General features: G+C 72.3%; 7 protein-coding genes. 3 read left to right on the top strand and 4 right to left on the bottom strand.

Annotated elements, in window-relative coordinates:
* Window positions 1-96 precede the first annotated feature (96 nt).
* Window positions 97-1,737, top strand: a complete 1,641-nt coding sequence (locus ABNF97_RS11690) for a hypothetical protein (RefSeq protein ID WP_349338534.1) — start codon at window positions 97-99, stop codon at window positions 1,735-1,737.
* 83 nt (window positions 1,738-1,820) lie between these two features.
* Here ABNF97_RS11690 and ABNF97_RS11685 read toward each other — a convergent pair whose 3' ends face one another.
* From ABNF97_RS11685 to ABNF97_RS11675, 3 genes are all read right to left on the bottom strand, one after another.
* On the bottom strand, window positions 1,821-2,351 hold the full coding sequence (locus ABNF97_RS11685) for a hypothetical protein (RefSeq protein WP_349338533.1): 531 nt from the start codon (window positions 2,349-2,351) through the stop codon (window positions 1,821-1,823).
* Window positions 2,351-3,376 (bottom strand): LuxR C-terminal-related transcriptional regulator, encoded by a 1,026-nt coding sequence (locus tag ABNF97_RS11680; RefSeq protein WP_349338532.1) that lies wholly within the window; start codon window positions 3,374-3,376, stop codon window positions 2,351-2,353. Before ABNF97_RS11680 ends, ABNF97_RS11685 begins: the two co-directional genes overlap by 1 nt.
* 109 nt (window positions 3,377-3,485) lie before the next feature.
* A complete protein-coding gene (locus tag ABNF97_RS11675; protein WP_349338531.1) occupies window positions 3,486-4,514 on the bottom strand; it encodes an EamA family transporter in 1,029 nt (342 codons plus the stop codon).
* A gap of 40 nt (window positions 4,515-4,554) precedes the next feature.
* On the opposite strand from ABNF97_RS11675, the gene ABNF97_RS11670 reads away from it, so the two are divergent.
* Both ABNF97_RS11670 and ABNF97_RS11665 read left to right on the top strand, forming a co-directional pair.
* Window positions 4,555-5,085, top strand: a complete 531-nt coding sequence (locus tag ABNF97_RS11670; protein ID WP_349338530.1) for a MarR family winged helix-turn-helix transcriptional regulator — start codon at window positions 4,555-4,557, stop codon at window positions 5,083-5,085.
* 163 nt (window positions 5,086-5,248) lie between these two features.
* Window positions 5,249-8,821, top strand: a complete 3,573-nt coding sequence (locus ABNF97_RS11665; RefSeq protein ID WP_349338529.1) for a phosphatidylinositol-specific phospholipase C domain-containing protein — start codon at window positions 5,249-5,251, stop codon at window positions 8,819-8,821.
* A gap of 87 nt (window positions 8,822-8,908) precedes the next feature.
* Here ABNF97_RS11665 and ABNF97_RS11660 read toward each other — a convergent pair whose 3' ends face one another.
* Window positions 8,909-11,782 carry a helix-turn-helix transcriptional regulator gene (locus tag ABNF97_RS11660; protein ID WP_349338528.1) on the bottom strand — a complete coding sequence of 958 codons (2,874 nt, stop codon included), beginning with the start codon at window positions 11,780-11,782 and terminating at the stop codon, window positions 8,909-8,911.
* Window positions 11,783-11,900 lie beyond the last annotated feature (118 nt).

Here is an 11,900-nt window from a genome sequence, read left to right as displayed (position 1 = left end):
GATTTGCGCAGCCGCCATTCGGACCGCCGCGCCTCCGTTGCCGGTCGCCGGCTGTCTACAGCAGACTCGCGCCATATGAGCGCTGAGGAGAGGGCAATGGTCGATCCGCCCGCCGAGCAGGAAAGGGCACTGGCTGATCCGCCCGCCGAGCCGGCAGGTGGCGGTTCGCCGCGCGACGATCTGTGGTGGCCGGCGCTCGCGAGCGCCGCGCTACCCGGGCTCGGACACGCGTTACTGTCCCGCCGGTACGCGGCGCTCTGCGCGTCCACCGTGACCGCGACACTGATCCTGGTCATCGCCTCGGTGCCGCAGCCCGCCTGGGGGTGGCGCGTCGCCGGGGGCCTGTGGTGGGCCGCGACGGCGGCGCATGCCCACCTGCTCGCCCGCCGGGCCGGCGTACCCGTGCCGGCGACCGCCGGCCGCGTGCGGCGGATGCTCCGGCCGCGTACGGTAGCCCTCGCCGCGGCGTCCGGCATGCTCGTACTCGTCGGCGGGCTCGTGATCGACGCCCGTCGGGTGACCACGGTGGCTGCCGACGCGCACCGCTCCGGTGACTGCGACAGCGCGCTCTCCGCACTGGACGGTGTCGCCGCCCGGCACCGGCTGGTGGACCCGTTCGTCACCGCCCGAGCGGAACGGGAACGCGCCGCCTGCACCAGGCTGCTCGACGCCCTCGCCGCTGCCGACAGGTATCCGGACGCGGCAGCCGGCAAGCTGGCCGGGTACGCCGCCGGGGACCCGGCACGGTGGCCCGGCGCCGCAGAGCTGCGGTCCCGGCTGCTGCTGACAGCCGCCGGGGACGGCCTCGACCAACCGGCAGTGGGAAACCCCTCCGCTCTGGAGAGGGCTTTCGGGTCGCTGGCGGCGGTGCTGGCCGAGACCCCCGGGCAGGGTCCGCAGGTACGGCAGATCGCCGCCAAATACGCGACCGCCGTCTCGGAGGCGCCTCCGTGCGCCGCCCGCACTGCGCTGGACCGGCTGCACGACCGCCGGTTCGGGCGCCCGGAGCTGGACGAGCCACTGGCAACGCTCGACGCCAAGGCCCCGCCGATCCTGCTGGCCTGCGGGCGGCAGTTGGTCGGCCGCGAACCGGAGCGCGCCCGGGAGGTGTTCGAGGCGCTGCTCTACCGCTATCCGCATCACGAGCTGGCCGGCGCCGCCGCCCGAGGGGCCGAGGCTGCCGGGGTACGACTGCTGCTCGACGGCTGGCCCGAGCGGAAGGACCGGCGGAAGTCCGACCCGCCGGAATACTGCGCCAAGCCGGCCGCGTACCGCGGCGCCCCGTCGCACACCGGTCGCGGGCCGCGCCGGGTGGCGGTCTTCGGGGAGCCCGCCGTCCTGGACGCACTGCCGACGTCGTGGCGGGCCACCGGGCTGGACGACGCGGCGCTCGTGCTCTGCGTCGACGGTCCCGACCACGGCCGGCCGCTCGGCACGTGCCGCTACCCCGCCAGCCGGCAACTGCGGGCGTCCTGGGCCGGACCGGCGCCGGGCGAGGTCGCCGCCACCGTGCGACTGCACGCCGCGACGTACCGGATCCGCGCCTATGCCCTGCGCACCGGCCTGCTGACCCAGCAGGTCCGGTTGACGCTCACCGGAAGCTGCCCGCTCTACCTCGTCCACTACCTGTACGGGGCCGATCCGCTCAGCGGCCTGACCGACCGGGTCTGGGCCGAGGACCGCGACGCGCTGGCCCAGGCCGCCCGCCGGGTGGTGCGGCCACTCGCGGGCCGCTGACCGCCCACCGGAGCCGCATCGCCGCACGAGGGTGCCGGCCGCACCGCGCTGCCGACGAGCATCCGTGGTTGCCTGGCCGCTACTCAGTCGTCGCCGACATACCCCACGCAGTTCCCGCAATAGCCGCAGAGGCTCGGCGTGGCGACACGGACGTCGTGCACGGATATCGGATAGACCGTGGGGTTGCCGGTGCCCTCGACCGCGACGCAGGACAGCCGGCCATTGTAGTCGTCGTACGCGAGGCAGGCGGCGAGCGCCGGCCCCTGGTACTGCCGCATCGCGTGGTCGACGAATGCGGTGAACGGTGTCGACGTGGGTTCCGTCCCGGCCCCGACCGAGTACATCCGGGACATCCAGCCGCCCTGAGCGGTGAAGACGACCAGGTAGAACGCTGGTGACGGCGGCTCGCACGGTACGGTCCAGCCGGCGAGCCGGACATAGTCGCCGTCGACCCGGTGCTCGATGCCGTACTCGACGATTTCGCCCGTGCCGCACGCCGTGGCGGACCAGTCGCCGTCGCCGTGCCCGGCGCTGAGCGTGGTCGCCGCCAGGATGGCCGCCGCGACCGCCCGGCCGCAGCGGTACGCACGCCCGCGCAGGTACTCTCCGTTCATCACGTTCCCCCCGGGATGTCGTCCTTCTTCGACGGCCCCGGCAGCACGCGCAGAGCGCCCAGGGCGAGGCCGAGTTGGAACCGGTTGTCGACCTCGAGGCGGTCCATCAGGCGGCGGAGGACCGTCGACACCGATCGCGGGCTGAGGCCGAGTTCGACCGCCACGGTCGCGTCCGTGTGGCCCTGCGCCAACAACACGACCACTGCGCGTTCGCGCTGATCCAGGGTGATCTCCGGCATGGCGTCCCTCCGCACGTCCGTCGCGCTGGCCCATTGGCGTTCGAATGTCGCGGCCAGGGCGGAAACCACGGCCGGCTGCGTGATCTCGAGGTAGCCGCGTTCGAGATCTACCGGGTCGACGGGGAAGAGCGCGACCCTGCGGTCGACGACGATCAACTTCATCGGTACGGCCAGCGCGTGCCGGTACTCGGGACGGGCCTCGGTGGGCTCCCGCCCGTACGGCCGCAGCGAGTCGGATGCGGGCGACTGCACCCCGAGCACCCGCATCCGGACGCCCCGCTCGATAAGCATCCGGTCCATCGGCAGGGCCGCGCGGGCCGAGGCGGGATCGAACGACTCCTCGGGGTGCATCGACAGGTGTTCGGTCCGGGCCGCGGCGTTGAGTTCGGCCAGCCGTTCGCGGGTGAGTGCGCGGCTGGGCAGGTGCCGAACCCCGTCGCCCAGGGTGAGCGGGTCACACACCGCGCCGGCGGCGGAGATCGCGCCCCCGGCGCCCGCCCGGTCCGGCCGGCGGCGATGCCCCGCTCCCGAACGCACTCTCGAACTAAGCGCCGGCAGGACCTCGGCGGCAGGTCGCGCCCGCCACACCGGGGCGGACCTGCCGGCGACGCGCCCGGCCACGACAGCGTTGACCATGAGAAGCTCGGCGAGCACGTCGAGGATCCGGCCGGACGACATGCCCAGATCCCGGCTCAGTTCCCGACCGGTACGTGGGCCGCAGGTGAGCAGCGCGCGGTAGACCAGGTCCGCACCGGGCGACCGCCCCCAGCGCGCCAGCGAAGGCACTGCCGGTCCGATGGCCAGTGTGTCCGGGGCTCGACGCGTCGACACCACCACACACCTCCTAGGGTCGTGGTCCATCCAAGCACCCGGTTTTTCGCCGGCACCATCAGCGTTATCGATTCGTGTCGGCAGCCTGCGTGATTGCGCAACTCCTCGCCGGGTCCGGGCTCTCGATCGGGCCCGGCGGTCCGGGCGGCGCGGCACCCCTGGCCGCCGCCTTCGGAGCCGGCCCGGCTCGGATGGTGCGGACGGCACCGAGGAGCCGCGTCCCGACCGGCTGTCCGAGCAGGATGCCCAGGAACACCAGCACGAGGCCACCGATCTGGTGCGGGGCCAGCGTCTCACCGGCGACGACGGTGCCGAGCAGCAGACCGGTCACCGGGTTGAGCAGGCCGACCAGGCCGACGGTGCCGGCGCTCAGGTGGCGCAGCCCGGTGAACCAGGCTGCGAAGGCGAGCGCGGTCGCCACCACCGTGACGTACCCGAAGCCGAGCAGCGCCGGCCCGTCCAGCGCGGGCGGCCGCCCCTCCACCGCGACGGCGACCGGCAGCAGGACCGCACCGCCGGCGACGAGTTGCCAGGCGGTCAGCGAGAAGACGTCGACCTGCCGGTCGGTGGCCGGCCGCACCCGGACGCCCGCACTCCACTTCTTGGCGAGCACGTAGCCGAGCGAGGACATCACCATGGCGGCGGCGGAGGCGAGTACCCCGGAGAGGTCGACGGCGCCGGCGCCGTCGAGCAGGAGCAGGGAGACGCCGGCGATCCCGATGCCGGCGCCGGCCAGGTGCGCCACCCCGGGGCGTTCGGCGAGTGCGGCCCAGGCGATCAGCATCATCACCACCGGCGCGGTCGCCATGATCGTCGAGGCGACGCTCGTCGGCAGGACCTGCGCCGCCAGGTAGACCAGGGCGAAGAACGCGCCCATGTTGAGGGTGCCGAGCACCAGCGACCGCCACCACCACGATCCGCTGGGCAGCGTCCGGCGTACCAGCAGGAGGAGCAGGCCGGCCGGGAGTGCCCGGATGACCGCTCCGTAGAGCGGATGGTCGGCCGGCAGGAACCGGTGGGTGACGAAGTAGGTCGCGCCCCAGGCCACCGGGGCGATCGCCGTGACGGGTACCCACCGAAAACTAGCTTCCACGGAAGACACTATAGCTTCCGTGGAAGCTATAGTGTCGAGTGTGACGGAACACCTGGACCACGTGGCCCGGATCCAGCAGGCCTGGGCACGGGAGCGGCCCGACCTCGACGTACGCCCGCAGGGGGTGATCGGCCGGCTGCACCGGCTCGCCGGACACCTCGGCGAGCAGCTCCGGGTCGTCTACCGGCGGTACGGACTCGGCGAGGGCGAGTTCGACGTCCTCGCCACCCTGCGGCGCGCCGGCGAACCGTTCGAACGTGCCCCCGGCGAACTGGCGGCGTTCACCATGGTCACCACCGGGGCGATGACCAAGCGCATCGACCGGTTGGAGCGCGAGGGACTGGTCACCCGCCGGCCGAGCGCGACCGACGGGCGAGGCCGGGTGGTCGCGCTCACCCTGGCCGGCCGGGAGTTGATCGACCAGGCGTTCGCCGAGCACATGCGCAACGAACGCCGCCTGCTCGACCTGCTGCCGCCGGACGACGCCGACCAACTGGAACGGCTGCTCGCCACCTGGCTCGCGGCCTTCGAAACGCCACACCCGGCGGAGAACACCGGTTCGGAGACGTGACCCGGGGCGGCTCGGGCCGGGCCGGTGATGCGATTGATCGCGGCGCACCATTTCGTACACCATCGTCATCTGACAGATGTCTCGGAGCCTCCGCACCACCGACACTTCTGGCACGACCGCTCGGTACAACGCTGGGCGCGCTCGACCACGCCGGAGGCCCACCATGCAGACACCCTCCCGAGCCCGCCCGCCGCGGCGGGTCCGGCGGCGGAGACTGTCCGTCCCGTTCCTCGTCCTGACCCTCGTCGCGACCGCGGCGGTCGTGCTGACACCTGCCGCTCCGGCCCACGCCAGCGACTACTACAACGACATCGAGTCCGCCTCGGAGGCCAACCGGAACTGGATGTCCCGGGTACCCGACGATGCCACCCTGGCCGATCTGTCCGTCCCCGGCACCCACGACACCCTCGCCCTGTGCGGCCACTCGGCGAGTGGAAACGGCGACGACTGCGAGTTCATCTCGACCGAGATCACCCAGACGCAGGAGCGCCACGGGTACAGCGCGGAAACCCTGACCGTGCAACTGGAGGCCGGTATCCGGGCGATCGACATCCGGGTCCGGGTGGACAAGGGTGACGCCGGTCTGAGCTTCACCATCCATCACGGCGTCTACTACCAGCACGCCAACTTCGCGGACGTACTGACGAAGATAGAGGCATTTCTCGACGCGAACCCGGACGAGACCGTTCTGCTGAACCTTAAGGCGGAGTGCGAGGGTTCCGGTGCCGCCACCTGCTACGACGCGGACGGGTACGACAGCACCGAATGGCGGCGGAAGGTCTTCGACTCGTACCTCACCGGGCGCTACTACACCGGCGAAGGGGAGGAGACGAGCCAGGGCAGGGCCTGGGCGGACCTGTTCTGGGCGGACTCCGTCGACGGGATCACCCAGGCGACGACCCCGACCCTCGGCGCCGTACGCGGGAAGATCGTCCTGCTCGGCTTCGTCGGCCCGCGCGGCGGGATCTACAGCGGATACGGGATCGGCCAGCTCTACCCGGCGGGCGGGTCCCCGGACAACTACACCCAGAACGACTACGACGTGCCGGACATCAGCGCCATCAACGAGAAGTGGGAGAAGGTCCGGGCCCACCTGCGCAAGACCAACGGGGTGTGGGACGCCAACCGGGGCGAGCAGGCCCACCACGACCACGAGCCCGACTCCATCTACATGAACTTCACCAGCGGCACGGGCGGCGCGGCCCGGCCCTACACCGTGGCCGGCGGCACCCCGACGGCGACCGGGGTCAACGAGTTCCTCATCCAGTGCCTGCGCGACACCGACGACCGCTGCCCGGAGTTCTATCCCGACCGTGGCGACAACTTCGGCGGCCGGTCCAGCATGGACCGCACCGGGATCGTGATGATGGACTTCCCCGGCGGCGGCCTGATCGACGAGATCGTCGACAGGAACCCGGCCGGCCAGTCCATGTACGCCAACGGCGGTGCCGGCGATCCGATGGAGGTGCACCCGGGCGGGGATGACGGTGGCAACCGGCCGGCGGTCCCCGCCGACCACGCGCAGTGTCGCCCGGACGGACTGGTGCCGACCGCCGGCAGCAACACCCCGTACTGCGACGTGTATCAGGGTGACGGTCGGGAGTGGCTCGGCGCGGACCGGCACCGGCGGGTGATCGGCTACTTCAACGGAAGCCGTACCGGCGCCGACGGGAAGCCGTACTACCTGGTCAAGAACATCCCGTGGTCGAAGGTGACGCACCTCAACTACGCCTTCGCCTGGATCGAGGAGAACAGGATCACGGTCGGCCCGAACGGTCCGGACAACCCGGCCACCGGAATGACCTGGACCGGCCCTGGCACCGAGGTCGACGAGAGTGTGTCGTACCGGGGGCACTTCAACCTGTTGACCAAGTACAAGAAGCTGCATCCCCGGGTGAAGACGCTGATCTCGGTCGGCGGCTGGGCGGAGAGCCGCGGGTTCTACCCGATGACCACCAACGCCGACGGCAGCACCAACCAGGCCGGGATCGACACCTTCGCCGATTCGGTGGTCGAGTTCCTCCGCGACTACGACTTCGACGGCGTCGACATCGACTTCGAGTACCCGACCGTGCTGGACGACACCGGCAACCCCGACGACTGGGACACCGCCCGCCCCCGGCGCAAGGGACTCCCGACCGCGTACGCCGCGCTGATGAGGACGCTGCGGGAGAAGCTCGACCGGGCAGCGGTGGCCGACAACCACTACTACCTGCTCACCTCCGCCTCGTCGGCCTCCGGCTACCTGGTACGCGGGATGGAGAACCACAAGGCGCTGCGTTACCAGGACTACACCAATCTGATGGCGTACGACTACCACGGGTCCTGGAACGACGTGGTCGGCCCGAACGCCGCCCTCTACGACGACGGCCAGGACCCGGAACTGTCCGAGCTGTACGACACCCCGGAATACCAGGACATCGGCTACTTCAACACCGACTGGGCGTTCCACTACCTGCGCGGCGCGCTGCAGGCCGGACGGATCAACATCGGCATCCCGTACTACACCCGGGGCTGGCGCAACGTCACCGGCGGCGACAACGGCATGTGGGGGTCCGCCGAGGGCGAGGACTGCCAGCCGGGCACCGGCCTGGTCCGGCCCTGCGGCGACGGCGCGGTCGGCATCGACAACATCTGGCACGACCTCGACGCCGACGGGGACGAGGTCGGCGCCGGGGTGAACCCGATGTGGCACGCCAAGAACCTCGAACGCGACGTCACACCCCGCTACGCCAGGGCGGTCGGCCTGACCCCGGGCACCGACCCGACCGACGAGCGCACCGGCAGCTACGACCGGCACTGGGACGAGACCACCCGCACCGCCTGGCTGTGGAACGCCGAGAAGCAGACCTACCTGTCGATCCAGGACATGCAGAGCCTCGACCAGATCATCGACTACGTCGAGCGCAGCGGCGCCGGCGGGGTGATGATGTGGGAACTCTCCGGCGACTACGACTGCCCGGACGAAGCCGACACCAGCAGCAGGAACCCGTGCGTGATGGGCTACACCCTCACCCGCCGGCTGCACGAGCGGCTCCAGGGGCTCGACCCGTACGACAACGCCCGCAGCACCGGCAGCATCGCACAGCGGCCGGCGGCGTCGGTCGACGTCACCGTCGACCTCGTGCGGTATCCCACCGAGACAGCGAACCTCTGGCCGCTGACCCCTACCGTCCGGATCACCAACAACACCGGGGTCACGATCGGTGGCGGCGGTGACAACGTCATCTCGTTCGACCTGCCGACCTCCACCCCGGCCCTGATCAAGGACGGGAACTGGCAGACCGGCGAACAGGGCGGCCGGTGGCAGGTCCAGGCCGGCCACACCGGACCGAACGCCGGAACCGGCCTGTCCGGAACGTTCCACCGGGTCAGCCTGGCTCTCGACTACTGCCAGATCATCCCCGCCGGCGGCAGCCTCGACATACCGATCGTCTACTACATCCCGGCCACCGGGCCGGTGAACACGACGGTCAAACTCGGCGCCACGACGTACGCCTCGGTGCCGGAGCACAACCGAGGTGCCGCCAGGGTCAACCCACCGGCCGGCGGCTGCTCCGCACCGGACTGGGACGCCGGCACCGTCTACGACCCGTCGACGCAGTCGGTGGAGAACGTGACCGTCCGGTACGACGGCAAGATCTGGCAGGCCAAATGGTGGACCCAGGGCAACGTCCCCGGCACCGGAGCCGACCCCGACCACGAACCCTGGAAGCTCATCGGTCCCGCCAGCTAGACCAGCTTCGTTGACCGGATCGCCCGCCCAGGCCCGAGCCTGGGCGGGCGCTCCTGCCCGACGTTCCCGGTCGGCTGACGACGCGGGTCAGCGGTCGGCGGGGACGTTCTCCGGATCGCGGCTGAAGGCGGCGTGCGCGATCTCCACCCGGCTGCGCATGCCGAGCTTGGCCAGGATGCGCGAGATGTGCGTCTGAGTCGTCCGACGGGTCAGGAACATGCTCTGCGCGATGTCCGGCGTCGACCGGCCGGCCGCCACCAGCAGCGCGACCGTGCGTTCGGTCGGGGTCAGGGCGTCCCAGCCGTGCCCGACCCGCTTGCGCCGGGCACCCCGTACGCCGCGCCGGATCCCGTACCCACGCAACCGCGCCCCGGCCCGGCGGATGTCCCAGGCCGCACCGAAGCCGCCGTACAACTCGACCGCCTCGTCGAGGACGGCGCGTGCCCCGGCCGTCTCGCCGTGCTGGGCGAGGACGACCGCGAGATCCTCCAGCGCTCCGGCAAGGTCCACCGGTACCCCGGCGGTGCGGTAGTGGTCCACCGCCGACCGCAGCGGCGCCGGATCGCCGTCGTGCAGTCCCTGGCACCAGGCGGCCGCCGCGGCGGCTCGCGCCGGTACCTGCTCCGCCGCCGCCTCGGCCCGGCAGGCGCGCAGCGCGTCCCGTGCCGCGGACCGGTCGTCGACGGCCAGGGCGAGCCGGAGGAGCCCGGGCAACCACTGGTGGGTCAGGGTCATCTCGCCGGGCCGGCGTTCGAGGAAACCGCCGAGCAGGTCGAGCGCGAGCCTCGGGTCGCCGGCCTGCTCGGCGGCGAGCGACTGGGTCACCTGGAGGAAGTCGGTGTTCTCCCGGTCTGCGACGGTGACCACCGGGCGGTCGAGTCCCGACCGCAGGTGCGCGGTGGCCCGGGCACGCTCGTCCCGGCGCGCGGCGATGAGGGCGGCCACGCCGTGCCACAGCCAGCCGGGGCCGCCCTCCCGCAGGCCCCGGTACGTCGACGTGGGGGTGCTCTGCTCGACCGCGTTGAGTTCGGCCAGCGCGTCGTCCCAGCGGCCCAGCCAGAACATCAGCACCGCGGCGGTGACCCCGGAGGTGGTGTCGTCGGCCCGGCCGGCCCCGCGCAGGAACTCGCGTACCTCCCGCAGCGCCGTCTCGGCCTCCGACCACCGGCCCAGGTTCTGCAGCGAGAAGATCCGCCCGTGCAGCGCGTACGCCCGCAGGTCGACGTGCTCGGCGACGGTGCCGAGCGTCTCGACGGCGCGGTCGGCGCAGTCCAGGGCGCGCTGGTGCTGCCGCCGTACGGAGTGGTTGAGCCACAGGTCGGTGAGCGCGTACGCCCCGGCGAACGCGTCCCCGGCCGACTCGCTGATCTCCAGCGCACGCCGTGCGGTCGTGTCCGCCGTCGTCAGGTCGCCGGTGCCGGCCCGTTCGAACATCGCCAGCGAGGCGAGCAGCCGCGCCCGCCAGGTGTCGGGCAGGTCGGCCCCGCCGAGCGCCCGGCGCAGGGTGGTCACGGCCGCGTCGTTGTGGCCACCGCTGAACTGTGCCCGGGCCAGCACCCAGGACAGGTGCCCCCGGTCGGCCGGATCCACGCAGACCGCCAGCGCCTGCCGGGCCCGTACGGTGGCCTGCTCGTGGTCTCCGGTGGCGAGCAGGATCCGGGCGAGTGTCATGCCCAGCGCCGCGCGTTCCCGGTCGTCGGTCACGTCGTGATCCAGTTCCCGGCACAGCAGCTCCGCGGCAAGCTGCGGGGCCCGGACCATCAGCGCCGGGGCGCCGTCGAGGAGCCAGCGCCGCGCCCACCGGTCGCCGACGACGCCGGAGGCCAGCAGGTGCTGTGCGACCCGCTGCGGCTCGACGCTGACGGCCTCCATCGCTCGGGCGACGTCGAGGTGCAGGGCCGCCCGGAGCGCCGCCGGCATGTCGTCGTACAGGGCCTGCCGGATCAACGGGTGGCGGAACCTCATCCGCTGGCCGGCGTCGACGAGGATTCCGGCGGCCACCGCTTCCTGTAACTCAGCGGAGAAGTCGATCGCCGACCGGCCCAGCAGCACGGCGAGTTCGGTGACCGCGAACTCGCCGCCGAGCAGCGCCGCCGCGCGCAGGATGTCGACGGTGGCGGCCGGGACGAAACTCAGCCGGCTGTCCAGCGCCGCGGTCAACGACCGGGGTACGACGCCGCGCGCCGGGTCGCGTACCTCCGCCTCCGCGCCGATCTCCACCATCTCCTCGCGGATCAGGGACTCGACCAGTTCCCGCAGGTACAGCGGATTTCCCATCGCCTGTTCGGCCAGTTTGACCAGCCCGGGACCGGGCCGCGCGCCGACCAGGTCGGCCAGCAGTCCGAGTACCGCCTCCTGGTCGAGCGGACCGAGGGTGATCCGGGTCGCGCCCCGGCGGCCGGTGGCGGCGCGCAGCCGCCGCACCGCCGGCCGGCGGGAGCCCGGCCGGTACGAGATGACCAGCAGCAGCGGCAGGTGGACCGCGGCCGACGCCAGGCGCCAACACACGTCGAGACTCACGTCGTCGGCCCACTGGACGTCGTCGACGACCAGCATCAGGGGTGCCGCCGCGCACAGCTCGTCGACCAGGGAGATGACCATCTCGGCGGCGGCGGCGTAGGTGGCGTCGGTGAGGTCGAGGGCGGGACGCCGGGCGCCCAGACAGTTCGCGATCGCCGCGCGGCGGGCGTCGGCCGAGCCCGGCTGGATCTCCAGGCAGTCGCAGAGCACCCCCAGGGGCAGCGGATGGGCGAGCTGGTCGGCGGTGCCCCGGGCCACCTGGGCGCCGAGTTCCCGACCGACCCTGGCCCCGGCGGCCACCAGCGACGACTTGCCGATGCCCGGCTCGCCCTCGACCCAGACCACCGCGCCGGTGCCGGCGCGGAGGCTCGTGACAGCCGCCCGCAACGTCGCGATCTCGGCCTCGCGCCCAACCCAGAGCCCCGTAGGTTCAGCGGACATAGGCATGGTCCTTCAGGTATAGCAGTTGGATGTGTCGATGCCATCGTCGTGGGTCGACGGCTCCCGCCCGCCGGGAGCCGCCTCGGTGACCCGGCCGTCCGTCGACCCGACCGGCGGT

The sequence above is a fragment of the Plantactinospora sp. B6F1 genome (assembly GCF_040120695.1).
Classification (GTDB): Bacteria; Actinomycetota; Actinomycetes; order Mycobacteriales; family Micromonosporaceae; genus Plantactinospora.
This window is presented reverse-complemented; position numbering and strand designations above follow the sequence as displayed.